Consider the following 17855-nt stretch of genomic DNA (forward strand, 5'->3'; position numbering starts at 1 on the left):
ACCACAGCGGGTAATATCTGCGCTGGAGAAGATGACGCGGAGAGGCGAAACGATGTGGGGAAAAACGTCCGCCCTATTGGCACTGTTACTGCTGGTCGGCTGTCAGCAGTCATCTACGCTGCGCGATCGCGGCGGTTATTGGGTGGATGATAGCCAGCGCGCGCTGCGCGCCGAGCCCCGGATTCGCTATCTGGTGCTGCACTATACCGCGGAGGATTTTCCGTCGTCCCTGCGGGTGCTGACGGGGAAACGGGTCAGCGCACACTATCTGGTCCCCGCCGTGCCGCCGCAGCGGGACGGTCGGCCGGTGGTGTGGCAGCTGGTGCCCGAGTCGCGTAGCGCCTGGCATGCCGGGATCAGCTACTGGCGTGGCCAGACCCACCTCAACGATAACTCGATCGGTATTGAAATTGAAAACCCTGGCTACCGGCGTACGCCGCACGGTATTGTCTGGTATCCCTTCACTCCGCAGCAGATCACCGCCGTCCGCGCGCTGGCGCAGGATATTGTCCGGCGCTACGCCATCGCGCCGCAGAATGTGGTCGGGCATATGGATATTGCGCCGCAGCGCAAGGTGGATCCCGGTCCGCTGTTTCCCTGGCAGATGCTGGCGCAGCAGGGGATCGGCGCCTGGCCGGAGGCGGTGCGGGTCAGGGCCTATCTGCAGCGCTACCGGCAACGTCCGCCGGACGTCGCCTATCTACAGCGGCGGCTGGCGCAGTGGGGATATCAGATTGAGCCCAGCGGCATTAATGACGCGGCCTCCCGGCGGGTCATCGCGGCGTTTCAGATGCACTTCCGCCCGACGGATTTCCGCGGAGAGCCGGACGCCGAAACCAGCGCTATCGTCGATGCGCTGATCGCGCAGTACGGCGGCGCCGATTAAGGTGCTCAGCGGTGCTGTAGGCGGCCATGGTCGCGCAGCCAGCGGGCGGTGCGCACGATCCCGTCTTCCAGTGTCACGATAGGCTGATAGCCCAGCTCACTCTGTGCCCGGGCGGTGTCCAGCGTCATATCAAAGTTCAGCTTGGCCGCGCCGTAGTGGGTCAGCGCCGGCTCTTTGGCGCTGCGCGTACTCAGCTTTTCCATACCGCGGGCGATGATATCCAGCAGCGGATAGGGGATCGTGCGCAGGCGGCAGGCGATCCCCAGCTCATCGATCAGCTGCTGCAGCATCAGGCGCAGCGTCTGCGGCTGGTGGTTGGTGATGTTATATACCCGTCCCGAGGCGGTGTCAGGGCGCTGACTGGCTAGCCACATGGCGTGCACCGCGTTCTCTTCATAGGTCATATCCAGCAGGGTGGATCCGCCGTGCGGCAGCAGTAGATAGCCATGCTTCTTCATCGTGCCCATCAGGCGGGGCAGCAGCACCTTATCGTGGGGACCAAACAGCCCCTGCGGACGTAGAATGGTAAAGTGGGTCTGCGGATTGGCCAGCGCCAGGGTGCGGATCACCTCTTCGCCCGCGGCCTTGCTGCGTGCATAGTAGTTGGCGTAGCGCGTCGGCGTAAACTCTTCTTGAATGCCGTGGTGATGGCGATAGTCAAAGTAGACGGCGGGGGAGGAGATATGGATAAACTGACCCACGCCGTAGGCGGCGGCCCATTCGCCCAGGCGGCGGGTGGCCCGTACGTTGGCGGTTTCAAACAGCGCTTGCGATCCCCATGGCGAGGTGAATCCGGAGCAGTGCCACAGGGTATCGACGTCGTTCAGCATCGCTTTCGCCTGCGCCGAAACCAGGTTGCCCAGATCGGCGTGGATAAAATCCGCCCCCATTTTTTGCAGCACCTGCCCCATGGCCAGATTATCCCCCGCTGCGCGGACGCTGATCCCCCGCTGACGTAAATATTCAACGGCATTACGCCCGAGACCGCAGGTTGCACCGGTCACCAAAACTTTCATACTTGCCTATCCACCGTGGGCCATCCATCGGGCCGTTCGTTGCGGCCGGTTGTACGTGGCCATCTGACTGCTGCGGGAGCGCCGATCGCTCCGGCTGCGCAATAAGGGTGCCATTTTTCCGTGAATCGGCGCGACATGCAATCGGATTACTTAGCAGAATTGTAATATCGGCGCTGGTTGCTCCTACGGTGAACAGCCCGGCGCCGCCGGATTTCCCCCGGCGCGCAGGGGGTTAGGGCACCGTGGACGGCGCTTTGTCGGATGAGCTCCCGACCTGCGGGGGATGCGCCTCGTCCCAGGCCTCGGCCAGTTCGGCGATGCGCTGTGCCATGCCGCGAAAGATAAACAGGTGAGCCGGCATCATGGTAAACCAATACAGCAGGCCGGAAAAACCGGCGGGATGCCACCAGGCGCGCACGTCCAGCGTACGTAGGCCGTTGTGTTCGCCCAGGGTAAAGCTAAGGCGCCCCAGCCCCGGCGCTTTCATCCCAAACAGCAGGGTCAGCTGATGTTCCGCCTTGAGGGTGATCACCTTCCAACCGTCGATAAGATCGCCTATCTGCAAGGTTTGGCGCGCCGGGCGGCCATAAACGACACGGTTACCGCTGAGATCGTCAAGGCGGGCGCGGATCTGCCACAGCAGGTTGGCAAAGAAGTAGCCGTTGTCGCCGCCGATTTGCTGTATGACCTGCCATAGCGCGCGGCGCGAGGCGGAGGTGTCGATTTGGCACCCCGCCTGCTTCGGGTAGAAGCCGTAGCCCGGTCGCCAGCGGGCGCGGGCCTGCGGATCGTAGCCCCAGTCGGCGGAGTCGACCACCTCGCGTTCACGGGCAAGGGTCTCGCTCAGCGCGTGATCAAAGCCGATCAGCGTCTGTGGGATCAGATGGGCGATGGCCGCATCGTCGGCGGGCAGATCGTGCTTCAGCCCTTCGATCAGCGCGCGGGCGGTGCTGGTAGGAACCGAGGTGATCAGGTGCAGGAAGTAGACCGAGATCAGGCGGGTCGGGATCGGTAGGGGGATCATCCAGCGCCGCTTGCCGCTGACGCGGATAAAGCGTTCAAACATGGTCTGGTAGCTGATGTATTCGGGGCCGGCGACCTCGAACGTCCGATCGTCGCTGTCCGGCAGCTCCGCCAGCGCGCTGAGATAGATCAGCAGATTCTCCAGTGCGATGGGCGAACTTTTGGAGCGCACCCAGAGCGGCGGCGTCAGAATGGCCAGGTTATAGACCATGTCTCGCATCACCTCGAAGGCCGCGGAACCAGAGCCGATGACGATCCCGGCGCGGACCTCGGTAACGGGGACGCCGCTGGTGCGCAGAATCTCCCCGGTTTCGCGTCGGGCGGCAAGGTGACGCGACGAGGGCTGTGCCTCCCGCGGCTGCAGCGCGCCCAGAAAGATCACCTGACGTACCCGGGAAACGCTCAGCGCCCGGCTAACGTTTTGCGCGGCCTGCAGTTCGGCGCGGACGAAGTCGTCACCGTCGCCCATGGCATGCACCAGATAGTAGACCACGTCAATATCGTCCAGCGCCGCCGGCAGCGTCTGCGGCTGGTACAGATCGACATACTGACAGCTGACGCCGGGCCAACCGCGCGCCTGTAGCCAACCAATGCGGCGTGCGGCGGCGCGTACCCGGTGTCCACGGGCGCACAGCTGTGGGATCAGATGCTGCCCGATATAGCCGCTGGCGCCCAAGACCAGAATACGTTGTCCGCCCATGGTGAGATCTCCGCGCTGAGAGGTTAGCCGTAGGTGGCGTGGGCGTGCGGCGCACCGTTCGCCGGAGGGTATGTCTGGCGGAAGGTTTGCCACAGTTCGACCAGCCGCTGTAGGTCGGCGCGGGTGGCGTCCAGGTGGGTCACCAGTCGCGTGGTGACGCCCGCGCTGATCAGGATCCCGCGCTGGCGCATCCAGGGGCCCAGCGCGGCGGCCTCATCGGCCTCCAACTGTAAAAATAGCATATTTGTCTGGGCACCCGGCGCCAGCACCCGGAGTCCCAGGGACGAGAGCGCGTCGGCCAGCCAGGCGGCGTTGGCGTGATCGTCGCGCAGACGCTCGACGTTATGACGCAGGGCATAACGCCCCGCCTCGGCCAGAATACCGGCCTGACGCATGGCGCCACCGGTCATTTTACGCCAGCGGCGCGCGCGCTGAATAAAGTCGGCGTCGGCGCACAGCAGCGAGCCGACCGGCGCCCCCAGCCCCTTGGAGAGGCAGAGGGTGAGGGTATCGCAGTATTGGGTCAGGGTCGTCAGCGGCACCTCAAGGGCCACCGCGGCGTTCATGATACGGGCGCCGTCGATATGCAGGCTCAGCCCCTTTTCGCGGCTAAACGCCCAGGCCTGCGCCAGATAGTCGAGCGGCAGCACCTTGCCGTTATGGGTGTTCTCCAGGCTGAGCAGGCGGCTGCGAGCAAAGTGAATGTCGTCGGGCTTGATCACGTCGGCAACCCGCTCCAGCGGCAGGGTGCCGTCGGGCAGGGCGTCGATGGGCTGGGGCTGAATACTGCCGAGCACCGCCGCACCGCCGGCCTCATACAGGTAGTTATGCGCCTTTTGGCCGACGATATACTCCTCGCCGCGCTGGCAGTGGCTCAGCAGTGCCACCAGGTTGGCCTGGGTTCCGCTGGGGAGAAACAGCGCCGCCGGCTTGCCGCTCAGCTCGGCGGCCTCCTGCTCCAGTCGGTTGACGCTGGGATCGTCGCCATAGACATCATCGCCGACCTCGGCGCGTGACATGGCCAGACGCATGGCCTCGCTCGGGCGGGTAACGGTATCGCTGCGCAGATCTAACATGGGGCACTCCTTGGTCGGCTACATCCATGGGAAAGCCCCAGTTGTACCACGCCGCCGTTGGGCTGCCAAAGAAAAAGCAAAGGGACGACGCGATCGATTGTGCGCGCGTATTCACGGTAGTTGGGCAGAAATATCCCATGGGCGCTCACTTTGCCGGGGGCTCGGCGCGCCGCCTTCTCCGGTTGTCGATAGGCTGGGTATAAAATGAGCACCAGCAGATGTTTCTATCACCACGCTAGCCGCCGGATATCCTGTCAAACAGGCGCGCGAAAAATGTTTACGTAACAGTGACGGCCGGATTTAGCTTGACCATGAACACGGAGAGCGTGTTTGCCGGGAGCGATACCCATCGCGTAACATTTTGCAGGATGCTCTCTGTCACGTGGGGTGCTCTTTGAGCATACCTCTGCAGAATGGGGATGGGGGGAATCATCTCATTAAATCAATCGAATACGGAAATTCTGTTACATTATATCTCATTGAATTTACTGCGTAGAAGGCAGGTCGCACCCATTACGGACGATCGAGGATGTAAAAATATTTTCCAATATTGGCGCTAAGGAAATAAGCACAAATAAGCAAAAATTTTCCTTTTGTGGGAATGACTTTAATATAAATCAGGCACAGTTGTGATAAATGAAATAATGCCAAGCCTCTCTCATCAATAAATGTTCAGGCGTAGCATGTATTCATTAAATTAGTCTTTGATACATTTATATGGTAGGGGGTACTATATGAAATTTACTGTACGTAAATAATAAAAATTCTCACTTGTGAATTTAATGATAAAATTCAATAAATGGAGATGAACATATGAACATTGACCTAAACTTTGAAAATATTAAGGAACGGGTAATCCAATATAACGCACGCGCTTCAGTAGAAGATTTTGATGCCTATATGGTGGAGTATGCCGAACTTGCCAAGCAGGCCAAGTTATAAACGCCAGGTATTTACGATCTACGCTACGGCATGGCTGCTGCTGAGCGGATTGATTTATTTCCGGAAAGCGTTCAAGCTGCACCCTTAGTGATTTTTATTTATGGTGGATACTGGTGTTCACAACGTAAAGAGGATGCCTGTTCGATGGCTGCCTCGTTCACCCGTCATGGTGTGGCCGTATACCCTGGCGCCTGTGGCAACCGTGGCAGAAATTGTACATGAGGTGCGTAGCGCGGTCGCTTGGCTATATTTTCATGGCGAACCATTTGGTATTTATCCTGCACGTATTTTTATCATCGGCAGTTCGGCTGGTGCCCATCTGTGCAGCTCACTGGTTTCTGAAGGCTGGCATAATCGTTATCGGCTTCCGGAGGATGCGATAAAAGGCGTGCTGGCGATGAGCGGTATCTATGACTTTCGCCTGCTGTGCGATATATTTAGCAATGAGTGGCTGTATTTATCACTTGAGCAAGCAAAAAGTGTCAGCCCTATTTTTCTTTGCCTAAGAAAACCTCTGCGCAAAAATTTTTATCAGTGCCGGTGGTAAATAAATGTTAGGGTTTAAACACCAGATCAGAGCTTATTATGAGGCTTGTCGTGAAAATGGTCTGAATGTAACATTATTAGATGATCGTGAGAGTAACCACTTTACCTTAGTCAACGCTCTGGCTAATCCAGGGAGTGAGATGTTTAAACAAGTCATGGCGATGATTGACGCAACATCAAATTAATTTACCCTGAATATATAGTGGTTGCATTATCTGGAGGTTGCTTTCCAGAAGTAATGCTGCGTGAATCTCTATCATTTCTGATAAAACGATAACAGAAGGTATTATTCGAATATCTGTGGCTAGTCGGTAGTGATAATTAACCGAAACTTCCCCTGGATGGTGGGTGTCTGATCCATCAGCCAATCATTGCTCCCTCTCAACGTTTCCCATTTCATACACCGGCGATCCTTATAGGATTTTTGCTGAGCTATTTTGATGATTGCGGGTGTTTGCATTTTCACTGTTTAAATTTTGCTGTTTTTTTCATTTGAGCAACTGGCGCAGTGACAGTTATTTTATGTGTGAGAGACAGGCAAGATTATACATCTGCATAAGCGGACTCCGGCACAGACGCGGGGGGAGGGTGGCGCGGGGGGCCCCTTACGGATCGATGGCATCTCCCGCGCCATGGCATGCACGCTGGCCTGAGTGCGCCCGGTCAGGCCAGCTCGACATCCCCGTTGAGCTGACAGCTGCAGGCCAGCACATAGCCCTGGGCTATCTCCTGCGGGGTGAGGGTCATGGTGCTGCTGACCTGATAGTCACCGTGTAGGATACGGGTTTTACAGCAGCCGCAGACGCCGGCGCGGCAGGCGGCCTGTACCGGCAGCCGGTTTTGCTCCATCGCGCTGAGCAGCGTGCTGCCGACGGCGGCGCGGTAGTCGCCGGGCTGTGAGCTGGAGAGGATGCGCAGCGTGCCGCCGACCGGCGCGCTCGCCGTCTCCGGCTGGAAGCGCTCCAGGTGGATCTGCTGCGCCGGGACGCCTAACTCGCTCACCAGGGTCTGCGCTTGGCGCATATAGGGCGCCGGGCCGCAGATCATCACCGTACGCTCCGCCAGGGCGCGGATTCGGCTCTGTAGCAGCTCGCGGCTGAGGCGTCCCGGCAGGATCGCGCCCGTTGCCTCCGCTTCGGCCAGCAGGATCAGCTGCAGCTGCGGGTGGGCTTCGGCCAGCTGGCGCCATTCGTCGGCGAAGATCAGGTCGCGCGGCGTGCGAACCGCGTAGATCACCGCGACATCCGTACTCGGGCTATGCGCCAGCAGCCAGCGGGCCATAGCGATGATCGGGGTGACGCCGCAGCCGGCCGCCAGCATCAGATAGCGGGTGGCGTCCGCCTGCGGACAGGTGAAGCTGCCCTGCGCCGGTGAAAGCCACAGTTCGTGGCCCGGGTGGACTTGGCGGGTCAGCCAGCCGGAGCCGACGCCGTTGTCCAGGCGGCGTACCGTCAGGGTAATAAAGGGGCTGAGTCCTGGGGTCGAGGAGAGCGTGTAGGCACGCAGAGTCTCTTCGCTGCCGTCGATGCTGACCAGCGCATACTGACCGGGACGGTAGGGATAAAAGTCGGGACAGATCAGGTTTAGCGTCCAGACATCGGGGGTTTCCTGGCGCAGGGAGTGGACCTGCATCCGGTGGGGGCAAAGGGGGGTTGGCATGGTCATGGTGATGGCGTCTCGCAGTCAGGATTTCGCCCCGCGCCAGGCGGCGTGGGGCGCTTAAGGTTGCCGGGTTAGGCGTGGCCGAGTATACCGTTCAGATCGGCGTCGACCGTGCTGATGGCGCGCATGCCGAAGCGCTGGTTGAGGATCGCCAGAAGATTATCCGTCAGGAAGCCCGGCGCGGTCGGCCCGGTGTAGATGTTTTTGACGCCCAGCGCCAGCAGGGTCAGCAGGATGACGATGGCCTTCTGCTCAAACCAGGAGAGGATCAGACTGAGCGGCAGATCGTTGACGCCGCAGCCGAGCTTCTCTGCCAGATTGACCGCCAGCATGATGGCGCCGTAGGCGTCGTTGCACTGGCCGACGTCCAGCAGGCGCGGCAGCCCCTCCAGCGTGCCGAAGTCCAGCTTGTTAAAACGGTACTTACCGCAGGCCAGGGTCATGATCAGGCAATCCTGTGGGATGGCGCGGGCAAAGTCGGTGTAGTAGCTGCGCTCATCGCGGCTGCCGTCGCAGCCGCCGAGCAGGAATACGTGGCGTAGCTTCTTCTGGGCGACCAGGTCGATCACGCTGTCCGCCGCGTTGAGCAGGGTGGCGCGACCAAAGCCGACGGTGATCAGGTGTTCGATCTCGCTGTAGGGGAAGCCATCGCAGACCTGCGCCTGGGCGATCACCTGACTGAAATCATCGCCTTCCAGATGGCGTACGCCCGGCCAGCCGACGATGCTGCGGGTCCAGATGCGATCGCTGTAGTTGCCGACGTTGGGATCGATGATGCAGTTGGAGGTCATCAGGATCGGGCCGGGGAAACGGGCAAACTCCTGCTGCTGATTCTGCCAGCCGCTGCCGTAGTTGCCGACCAGGTGGCGGTATTTACGCAGCTCGGGATAGCCGTGGGCCGGCAGCATCTCACCGTGGGTGTAGATGTTGATGCCGAGGCCATCGGTCTGCTCCAGCAGCATCTGTAGATCCTTCAGATCGTGACCGGAGATCAGGATACATTTGCCGGCGACCGGCCGCACGTTGACGGAGGTCGGGGTGGGATCGCCGTAGGCCTCGGTCTCCCCCTTATCCAGCTGCGCCATGATGGCGAAGTTCATCTTGCCGATGCCCATGGCATTGTCCAGCAGGGTATCCATATCGCGCGGCTGAGTGCCGAGCCAGACCATATAGTGGTGATACTGGGCGTAGATCGCCTCGCTATGCTGGCCCAGCACATGGGCATGCTCCATATAGGCCGCTGCGCCTTTCAGGCCGTACAGGTTGAGCATGCGCAGGCCGTGGATATCGTCGCCGATCTCGGCCCGATCGCTGTCCAGAGCGAACTCTGCCGCCTGACGGCGCAGGGTCTCCACATCCTCTCCCTGCAGGCTTAGCTCGGCCAGTGGATGGTCGCACTGCGTGCCCGGCGCCTTGGCCAGGCAGGCGGCGCGCAGGCTGTCGCGCATCGCCAGCGCCTCGCGGGCGTAGCCGATGATGCGCGCAGAGTCGAAGTTGACGTTGGTCAGGGTGGCGAAGAAGGCGCGCGGCGCAAAGCTGTCGATGGTGCGATCGCGGATATCCAGCTCGCGGGCCAGCAGCGCCCAGGCGGAGAGGCTTTGCAGTGCGGCGACCAGCAGGTCTTGCAGGTCGGAGGTTTCGGCACTCTTGCCGCACATCCCCTGAGCGTAGGAACAGCCATTGCCGGCCGGGGTACGGATGGTTTGCTCGCATTGAACGCAGTACATGGAAAACCCTCTTTTAAAGTTGTATTTATTATGCTTGTTTGAAGCGTAAGCCCGGTATCGCGTTCAAAAAAGGAATTTCTAATACAACTTTTACTTTGTTTGATATAACGCAATTTTTGTTGCGAATGGGATTTATTCTTTAATCTCTGGGCGAAGGGCGAAGGGCGAAGGGCGAAGGGCGAAGGGCGAAGGGCGAAGGGCGAAGGGCGAAGGGCGAAGGGCGAAGGGCGAAGGGCGGCACGGGAGCGCCGCCCGGCGGGGGGTTAGGAGGAGAACAGGGCCATCAGCACCGGCGCCAGCAGGCTGAGCAGGAAGCCGTGTACGATCGCCGCCGGCACCAGCTCAATGCCGCCGCTGCGCTGCAGTACCGGCAGGGTAAAGTCCATGGAGGTTGCGCCGCACAGTCCCAGCGCGCTGCTGCGGTGGCGCTGGATCAGCGTCGGGATCATCATGATGGCGAACAGCTCGCGGGCCAGATCATTAAAGAAGGCGGTGCTGCCGATCACCGGGCCAAAGGCCTCGGTCAGCATGATGCCGGATAGGGAGTACCAGCCATAGGCCGAGGCGATAGCCAGGCCGGTCTTCAGGGGCAGGCCCAGCAGCCAGGCGGCCAGGGCGCCCCCGACCAGGGCGCTGACGCAGACGACGCAGCCTATCATCATGCCGCGGCGATTCAGCAGGATCTGTGCCGGCGACATTCCGCTGTTGCGCAGCTGAAGGCCGACCAGAAACAGCAGCAGGATCAAGGCGTATTCGCTGGCGTGGGTGGCGTGGCTCAGCCACGGCCATTGGGTGAGGCCCAGCAGGAAGCCGCCCACCACGACGCCGCACAGCTTCAGGGACTCCAGCGCCATATGGAGGCGCGATGGCAGCGCCTCCTGGCGGTGGGTGACGTGCCAGGGGGCGCGCTTTTCCAACAGCCATAGCGCCAGCAGGTTGGCCGCGATAATCAGCACGAAAAAGACCGTGGCGTATTTGCCGATCAGCCACAGGTTCGCGCCAAGATTATCGAGAAACGCCAGGCTGATCCCCATAAAAAACAGGATGACGTATACCATCCAGCTCAGCATACGGTTAATTAAACGGATCAGCGTCTTATGACGCAGGTGCAGCAGGTAGCCAAGCAGGAGTGGCACCAGAATGATCAAGAGTCCAGAGTACATAAGAGCCTAACGTGTTAAATTTAAAGCTAATACCGTACTCAAAAGGGGGATTTGAGTAAAGGCACAGCGTCCGCAGGAGGGACAAAAAGGGATCTTTGCCTCTTTTTGCCCCTGGCTTTTTAGAAAAGCAGCACAAAATGGCGAGCGCGGCGGGGGCATTCCTTGACCCGATAAGGCTTTGCCCGCATCCTCATAGCAGTGAGGCGACGAGAGAGGGATGGCATGTACCTGGAACGCATTGAGGTCGTAGGATTTCGCGGGATCAATCGCATCTCGCTGTCGCTGGATGACAATACCGTTTTGATCGGTGAAAACGCCTGGGGTAAGTCGAGCCTGCTGGACGCCTTGACCCTGTGCCTGTCGCCGGAGCGCGAGCTGTACCGCTTTGAGCCTCATGATTTCTACTTTCCCCCCGGCGATGAAACGGCCAGAGAGCACCACCTGCAGATTGTGTTTACCTTTTGCGAAACCGAGCGGGGCCACGCCCGGGCCCGCCGCTATCACCGGCTGTCGCCCCTGTGGCAGGAGAGCGACGATCGCCTGCAGCGCATCTATTTTCGCCAGGAGGGCGAGCTGAGCGACGACGATACGGTCTGCACCTGGCGCTCTTTTCTCAATGAACAGGGGGAGGCGCTGGCCCTGCACCACGTCGATCTGCTGGCGCGCGAGCTGATCCGTCTGCACCCGGTGCTGCGTCTGCGGGATGCCCGCTTTATTCGCCGTCTGCACCCCAGCGTGCTGGCCGCCCGTCATCTGCCCGATCAGGCACAGGTGGCGCAGCAGCTGGATGAGCTCACCCGTGAGCTGGTGTGTAACCCGCAGAAGCTGAGTAACGGCGAGCTGCGCGCCGGCTTGAGCGCCATGCAGCAGCTGCTGGAGCACTACTTTGCCACCAACGGTGACGAGACGGCGGTCGGCGCCCGGCGCCGCCACCGCAATGAGATTATTCACGGTCGCCAGGCATGGCGTTCGCTGGAAAACATCAATCAGATGATCGCCGCCTCGGGCAGCCGCAATATGCGCCTGATCCTGCTGGGGCTGTTTTCAACGCTGCTGCAGGCCAAGGGGGCGGTGATCCTCGATCGCCACGCGCGTCCGCTGCTGGTGATTGAAGATCCGGAGACCCGTCTGCATCCGATCATGCTGTCGGTCGCCTGGGGGCTGTTAAACCAGCTGCCGCTGCAAAAGGTGACGACCACCAACTCCGGCGATCTGCTGGCGCTGATGCCGGTAGAACGGGTGTGCCGCCTAGTCCGCCAGTCGGGGCGGGTGGCGGCGTACCGTATCGGACCTCGCGGTATGACGCCGGAGGACAGCCGGCGCATCGCCTTTCACATTCGCTTTAACCGCGCCTCGTCGTTGTTCGCCCGCTGTTGGCTGCTGGTCGAGGGGGAGACGGAGGTGTGGCTGCTGAGCGAGCTGGCGCGTCAGTGCGGTTACCACTTCGATACCGAAGGCATCAAGGTGATCGAGTTTGCCCAGTGCGGCCTGCGCCCGCTGATTAAGTTCGCCCGCCGAATGGGGATCGCCTGGCATGTCCTGGTCGATGGCGATGAGGCCGGGCGTAAATATGCCGCGACGGTGCGTGGGCTGCTGGAGGGGATGCAGGAGAGCGAGCGCGATCGCCTAACGGTGCTGCCGGCGCCGGATATGGAGCACTTTATGTACCATGAGGGCTTTGCTGATGTGTATCACCACGTGGCCGGGATCCCGGCGTCGGCGCCGATGTCGGCGCGTAAGGTGATCACCAAGGCTATCCACCGCGCCTCCAAGCCCGATCTGGCGATCATAGTTGCGGCGCGGGCGGAGGAGGTCGGCGTGAGTCAGGTGCCACTCCTGCTAAAGAATATGTTTTCGCGGGTGCTGTGGCTGGCGCGCGGCAAGGCCGACTAGCGTCCGCCGGGCGGTGGACATGGATCTGTGGCTGACGCTGGCCGCCTTGTGCGGCCTGGCGCTCGGCACCCCTCTGCAGCGCGCGATGCTACGGGTCATGCGTCCGCTCTGTTTCCCGCTGCTCTGGCACGATCGTCATTTCTCTCCGTTTCCCTGCCGAGCGGCGCTGAGCGCCGCGCTGGCGGCGATCGCGCTGTCGCTGGCCTGGCGCCTGCCGCCCGGCGTCGCCTGGCTCTGCGGGATGGGCTTCTGTACGCTGAGTCTCGCCCTGGCGTTGATCGACCGGGCCAGCCTGCTGCTGCCCGACGCGCTGACTCAGCCGCTGCTGTGGCTGGGGCTGATATGGAACGCGCTGTCTCAGCCGGCGTATCTGCCGCAGGCGGTGTTCGGCGCCGTGGCAGGATATCTGACGCTGTGGCTGATCGCCTGGGGATTCTGGCGCTGGCGCGGGGTGCAGGGGCTCGGCGGCGGGGATGTTAAACTACTGGCCGCGCTCGGCGCCTGGTGCGGCTGGCCCGATCTGCCTGCGTTGCTGCTGCTGGCCTCCCTGCTGACGCTCGTCGGCATTGTCCTGCGGCGCCGCTGGCGGGGGGAGAGTCTGGCGGCGCCGGCGCCGTTTGGGCCCGCGCTGCTGGTGGCTGGACTGTGGCAGGTGCTGCCGGGTCTGGCCGGCCTCTAGCGCGGCGGGGCGACGCTAGGCCGTCGCGCCAAGGCTGGCGCATACCGCCTGCTGCATCTCATCTAGCAGCTGATAGCGGCGCCGATACTCGGCGCGCTTTTTGCTCGGAATACTTTCCAGCGGTTTGCGCTGAGGGGGCTGGGGCAGGCGGAAGTGGCCGTCGTCGGTGGGCGCGCCGTTCAACGAAAGCCAGAAACCGTCATAGTCGGCCAGCATCTGCGCCTGTTTTTTGCGGCGGTAGCGCCAGTGGCTGTAGATATGGCTGCCGTTGCCGACGGCCAGGATCTGCGTGCAGCGGCCAATGCGCGCCAGTTCGCACAGGGTGTCGGCCAGCAGGCGTTTGGGAAACAGACCGTGGCAGGCTTTGGTGGCCGTCTGGGTATGGCTGTGCGGCAGCGATGGCGACGACCCCTGCAGCCCGCCGATGAAGAGGGTCCGCGCACCATGGTAGTCGATAAAACTAAACGTACACACAGCTAGTAGTATATTCTGCTGGTCGCATAGCGCGATAGACAGATCCCCCTCTTTACTCAGCTTCTCCAGCATGGTCAGTCGCAGAGAGTATGTCTGGTCGTTTTTCCCGCAGAGGGTCGCCAGGGTTAGCGCCTGCCCAGCGTACAGCGCCGGGTAGCGGGAGATCGGCAGCAGCTGGTTCAGCAGGCGATAGTGATCCGTCAGCGCTTCAATGATCTGCGGACGGGAGAGGCGCACGCTCAGGTAGGGATGGTGCAGGCGGCACGGCAGGCGAGGCTGACAGCGCAGAATGGCATCGCGCTGCGGCAGTCCGGCCAGCATCTGCAGCAGACGGTAGGTATCGCCGGGCGCCAGCAGCGCGCGCAGGGCAAATTTGGCGCGAAACGCGGCCTTATTCCAGAGACGGGTCGGCCGATAACGACCCGTCGCCAGGCTGGTAAACAGCGGTAAAGCGGGGCGTGAGACGGGCCGGGCGTGGCCGATTTCGATTGACGACATGGTGCCACCTGTCATTGCGGGTTAACGATGACAGAATTTTCCGGGAGGCTGCCTAAACAGCAGCACAATATGCTACCTCATTGTGTATGGAATCGGCGGATGGTTGAGGGGAGGTTGACGTGGAGCGGGACGGACCGAAGAGACCGGCCGGGGGATCCGGCCGGTGAGGCCGCTTAGGACGCCGGCTCGCTGAGAATGGGGATTATGGTGTTTGCGTGATTACCCTTGGGGCCGATATGAAGGTCAAACTGAACCTGTTGACCCGCCTTCAGCGTGCGATATCCCTCCATCTGAATGGCGGTGTAATGGGCGAATATATCGTCGCCGCCGCTGGCCGGACAGATAAAGCCAAAGCCTTTGGCGTTATTAAACCACTTTACGGTACCCGTCTCCATGCTTATACATCCCTCGTTACGGTGGCAGATCGCGGCGGAAGGCCGGCGATCACGGTTAATGAGATAAGACTGATTCAGGATAGGTTCCTAAGCCGTGGCGGACATCGCTGCACCACGGCTTAGGAATGCACCCTACGGGCAGCGGTAGCCTCGCGCTGCAGGCATACCACCGGGCGGGACGGCCTGGTCAAATTACCACCGATTCCCCGCTTGTCTACACTCTATTGATGCCTCCGTTGCCGTCAAGGGCTGGTTATTTTTAGCCCCCTAACTTTTTACCAAAGTTTGAGGCAGTTAACGCAATTGTGCGGCAGTGCGCTTTTTTTGTCCGATCGACGGGCGGAAATGCAGGGTTGGCTGGTAATCTTGATGGTAGTTATGATATGGCTCAGTGATAGATGATCGACCGGCCCCGCCGGGAGAAGAGAACAGGTAACAGATTGAAATGGCGAACTTGAACGATTGGCTGAATCTTGAGCCGCTGGTAGAGGATCGGACTCGCAGGGCGGTGCAGCCGCCGTCACTGTATAGTGTCATACTGAATAACGATGACTATACGCCGATGGAGTTTGTCATCGAGGTGCTGCAGAAGTTCTTCGCCTATGATATTGAACGTGCAACGCAGCTGATGCTGACTGTGCATTATAAAGGCAAGGCGGTGTGCGGCGTGTTCACGGCAGAGGTTGCGGAGACCAAGGTGGCATTGATCAACCGCTACGCGCGCGACAATGAACATCCGCTGCTGTGCACGCTGGAAAAAGCCTGATCGGGTAACTGAAGGGAGGTGCCCATGCTCAACCAAGAACTGGAACTCAGTCTCAACATGGCGTTCGCCAGGGCGCGCGAGCATCGACACGAGTTTATGACCGTCGAGCACCTGCTGCTGGCGCTGTTGACTAACCCCGCGGCGCGGGAGGCGCTGGAGGCCTGTGCGGTGGATCTGGCGGCCCTGCGCCAGGAGCTGGAGACCTTTATAGAGCAGACCACACCGCTGCTTCCCCAGGGGGATAGCGAACGTGATACTCAGCCGACCCTGAGTTTTCAGCGGGTGCTGCAGCGGGCGGTGTTTCACGTGCAGTCCTCCGGGCGCAGCGAGGTCAGCGGTGCCAATGTGCTGGTGGCCATCTTCAGCGAGCAGGAGTCCCAGGCGGCCTATCTGCTGCGCAAGCATGACGTGAGCCGTCTGGACATCGTCAATTTTATCTCTCACGGCACTCATAAGAACGAGTCCGGTCCGGCGGCGGGCGGCGGGTCGAACGATGCGCCCGGCGGGGATGACGCCGCGGCGGCGCCCGGCGGCGAAGAGCGGATGGAGAATTTCACCACCAACCTGAACCAGCTGGCGCGGGTCGGCGGCATCGATCCGCTGATCGGCCGCGAGCGTGAGCTGGAGCGCGCCATACAGGTGCTGTGCCGCCGGCGCAAGAACAACCCGCTGCTGGTGGGGGAGTCCGGGGTGGGGAAAACCGCCATTGCGGAGGGGCTGGCCTGGCGCATCGTGCAGGGCGAGGTGCCGGAGGTGATGGCTAACTGCACCCTCTATTCGCTGGACATCGGTTCTCTGCTGGCGGGGACCAAGTACCGCGGCGACTTTGAGAAGCGCTTTAAGGCGCTGCTGAAGCAGCTGGAGCAGGACAGCGACAGCATCCTGTTTATCGATGAGATCCACACCATCATCGGCGCCGGGGCGGCATCCGGCGGTCAGGTGGATGCCGCCAACCTGATCAAGCCGCTGCTGTCAGGGGGGCGCATCCGGGTGATCGGCTCGACCACCTATCAGGAGTTCAGCAACATCTTTGAAAAGGATCGCGCCCTGGCGCGCCGGTTCCAGAAGATCGACATCAACGAACCGAGCGCCGACGATACGGTGCAGATCCTCAACGGGCTGAAGGCGAAGTATGAGGCGCACCACGATGTGCGCTACACCGCCAAGGCCCTGCGCGCGGCGGTCGATCTGTCGGTGAAGTACATCAACGATCGCCATCTGCCGGATAAGGCCATCGATGTGATCGACGAGGCCGGTGCCCGCAGCCGTCTGATGCCGGCGAGCCGGCGTAAGAAGACCATCAATGTGGCGGATATCGAGGCGGTGGTGGCCCGTATCGCGCGTATTCCGGAGAAAACCGTCTCCGCCAGCGACCGCGACGTACTGAAGAGCCTGGGCGATCGGTTGCGGATGCTGGTGTTCGGTCAGGATAAGGCCATCAGCGCGCTCACCGAGGCCATTAAGATGAGCCGTGCGGGGCTGAATCAGGATCACCGTCCGGTGGGATCGTTCCTGTTCGCCGGGCCGACCGGCGTCGGCAAGACCGAAGTAACGGTACAGCTGGCTCGGGCGCTGGATATTCCGCTGCTGCGCTTTGATATGTCCGAGTATATGGAGCGGCACACGGTGAGCCGCCTGATCGGCGCCCCGCCGGGGTACGTCGGCTTTGATCAGGGCGGACTGCTGACGGACGCGGTGATCAAGAGCCCTCACGCGGTGCTGCTGCTCGATGAGATCGAGAAGGCGCACCCGGACGTGTTCAACCTGCTGCTGCAGGTGATGGATAACGGCACCCTGACCGATAATAATGGGCGTAAGGCCGATTTTCGCAACGTGATCCTGGTGATGACCACCAACGCCGGGGTACAGGAGACGCAGCGTAAGTCCATCGGCTTTAACCTGCAGGACAACAGCAGCGACGCGATGGAGGAGATCCGGCGGATCTTTACGCCGGAGTTTCGCAACCGGCTGGATAACATCATCTGGTTTAACCATCTGTCGACGGAGATCATCCATCAGGTGGTCGATAAGTTTATCGTCGAACTGCAGGCGCAGCTGGATGGTAAGGGCGTCTCGCTGGAGGTCAGCGACGCCGCGCGTAACTGGCTGGCGGAGCGCGGCTACGATCGTGCGATGGGGGCCAGGCCGATGGCGCGGGTGATCCAGGATAACCTGAAAAAGCCGTTGGCCAATGAGCTGCTGTTCGGTGAGCTGGTCAGCGGAGGCTCGGTCAGCGTTGACGTGGCTGAGGGCAACGCGAGCCTCAGCTATCGTTTTCGTAGCGCACAGCAGCGCAAGGCCGAGGATGCGATGCACTGAGGTCGAGGAGACAGACAAAGAAAGAGCGCCGTAAGGCGCTCTTTTTTTACCGCCGGGAAAATGAACCGGCAGAATTACCCGTCTTGCCGC

Annotated in this window: 16 protein-coding genes; 8 read left to right on the top strand and 8 right to left on the bottom strand. The window is 61.0% G+C overall.

Going from position 1 to position 17855, the window contains the following annotated elements:
* The first annotated feature begins 52 nt into the window (after positions 1-52).
* Positions 53-886 (top strand): N-acetylmuramoyl-L-alanine amidase, encoded by an 834-nt coding sequence (locus tag QY76_RS09210; protein WP_045424415.1) that lies wholly within the window; start codon positions 53-55, stop codon positions 884-886.
* Between the two features lie 5 nt (positions 887-891).
* Here the strand turns inward: QY76_RS09210 and QY76_RS09215 are convergent, their stop codons facing one another.
* The 3 genes from QY76_RS09215 to ltaE form a co-directional block, all read right to left on the bottom strand.
* Positions 892-1902, bottom strand: coding sequence for an NAD(P)-dependent oxidoreductase (locus tag QY76_RS09215; RefSeq protein ID WP_034162500.1), 1011 nt, complete (start codon positions 1900-1902; stop codon positions 892-894).
* A 232-nt stretch (positions 1903-2134) separates the two neighbouring features.
* Positions 2135-3625, bottom strand: a complete 1491-nt coding sequence (locus QY76_RS09220) for a DUF2867 domain-containing protein (protein ID WP_045424418.1) — start codon at positions 3623-3625, stop codon at positions 2135-2137.
* 23 nt (positions 3626-3648) lie between these two features.
* On the bottom strand, positions 3649-4701 hold the full coding sequence (gene ltaE / locus QY76_RS09225; RefSeq protein ID WP_034162498.1) for a low-specificity L-threonine aldolase: 1053 nt from the start codon (positions 4699-4701) through the stop codon (positions 3649-3651).
* 813 nt (positions 4702-5514) lie between these two features.
* Here ltaE and QY76_RS19580 point away from each other — a divergent pair.
* The 3 genes from QY76_RS19580 (at position 5515) to QY76_RS19255 (ending at position 6374) form a co-directional block, all read left to right on the top strand.
* Positions 5515-5643: a hypothetical protein gene (locus QY76_RS19580; protein WP_255640293.1), complete on the top strand. Its 129-nt coding sequence runs from the start codon at positions 5515-5517 to the stop codon at positions 5641-5643.
* Between the two features lie 100 nt (positions 5644-5743).
* The gene (locus QY76_RS19250; RefSeq protein WP_235439368.1) at positions 5744-6190 is read left to right on the top strand and encodes an alpha/beta hydrolase; all 447 of its coding nucleotides are present in this window, start codon (positions 5744-5746) and stop codon (positions 6188-6190) included.
* 4 nt (positions 6191-6194) lie between these two features.
* Entirely contained in the window at positions 6195-6374 is a 180-nt protein-coding gene (locus QY76_RS19255) for a hypothetical protein (RefSeq protein ID WP_225865089.1), read from the top strand.
* A 478-nt stretch (positions 6375-6852) separates the two neighbouring features.
* Here the strand turns inward: QY76_RS19255 and hcr are convergent, their stop codons facing one another.
* The 3 genes from hcr to QY76_RS09245 form a co-directional block, all read right to left on the bottom strand.
* Positions 6853-7854, bottom strand: coding sequence for an NADH oxidoreductase (gene hcr, locus QY76_RS09235; RefSeq protein WP_045424421.1), 1002 nt, complete (start codon positions 7852-7854; stop codon positions 6853-6855).
* A gap of 68 nt (positions 7855-7922) precedes the next feature.
* Positions 7923-9578 (bottom strand): hydroxylamine reductase, encoded by a 1656-nt coding sequence (gene hcp / locus QY76_RS09240; RefSeq protein WP_049648789.1) that lies wholly within the window; start codon positions 9576-9578, stop codon positions 7923-7925.
* 263 nt (positions 9579-9841) lie between these two features.
* A complete protein-coding gene (locus QY76_RS09245; RefSeq protein WP_034162495.1) occupies positions 9842-10741 on the bottom strand; it encodes a lysine exporter LysO family protein in 900 nt (299 codons plus the stop codon).
* 222 nt (positions 10742-10963) lie between these two features.
* Between QY76_RS09245 and QY76_RS09250 the strand changes: the two genes are divergently transcribed.
* Together QY76_RS09250 and QY76_RS09255 are read left to right on the top strand one after the other, a co-directional pair.
* Positions 10964-12634, top strand: coding sequence for an ATP-dependent endonuclease (locus QY76_RS09250; protein ID WP_034162494.1), 1671 nt, complete (start codon positions 10964-10966; stop codon positions 12632-12634).
* Between the two features lie 19 nt (positions 12635-12653).
* Positions 12654-13313 (top strand): A24 family peptidase, encoded by a 660-nt coding sequence (locus QY76_RS09255; RefSeq protein ID WP_045424427.1) that lies wholly within the window; start codon positions 12654-12656, stop codon positions 13311-13313.
* Between the two features lie 15 nt (positions 13314-13328).
* On the opposite strand, the gene QY76_RS09260 is transcribed toward QY76_RS09255, so the two are convergent.
* Together QY76_RS09260 and cspD are read right to left on the bottom strand one after the other, a co-directional pair.
* Positions 13329-14285 carry a VirK/YbjX family protein gene (locus QY76_RS09260; RefSeq protein ID WP_045424430.1) on the bottom strand — a complete coding sequence of 319 codons (957 nt, stop codon included), beginning with the start codon at positions 14283-14285 and terminating at the stop codon, positions 13329-13331.
* Between the two features lie 173 nt (positions 14286-14458).
* The gene (gene cspD / locus QY76_RS09265; protein WP_034162491.1) at positions 14459-14680 is read right to left on the bottom strand and encodes a cold shock domain-containing protein CspD; all 222 of its coding nucleotides are present in this window, start codon (positions 14678-14680) and stop codon (positions 14459-14461) included.
* 445 nt (positions 14681-15125) lie between these two features.
* Here cspD and clpS point away from each other — a divergent pair, with 445 nt between their 5' ends.
* Both clpS and clpA read left to right on the top strand, forming a co-directional pair.
* Positions 15126-15446 (top strand): ATP-dependent Clp protease adapter ClpS, encoded by a 321-nt coding sequence (gene clpS / locus QY76_RS09270; RefSeq protein ID WP_045424434.1) that lies wholly within the window; start codon positions 15126-15128, stop codon positions 15444-15446.
* Positions 15447-15470: 24 nt separating this feature from the next.
* Positions 15471-17765: an ATP-dependent Clp protease ATP-binding subunit ClpA gene (gene clpA / locus QY76_RS09275; protein ID WP_034162489.1), complete on the top strand. Its 2295-nt coding sequence runs from the start codon at positions 15471-15473 to the stop codon at positions 17763-17765.
* The last annotated feature ends 90 nt before the right edge of the window (positions 17766-17855 follow it).

The organism is Edwardsiella sp. EA181011 (assembly GCF_000800725.1).
In the GTDB taxonomy this organism is placed as follows: domain Bacteria; phylum Pseudomonadota; class Gammaproteobacteria; order Enterobacterales; family Enterobacteriaceae; genus Edwardsiella; species Edwardsiella anguillarum.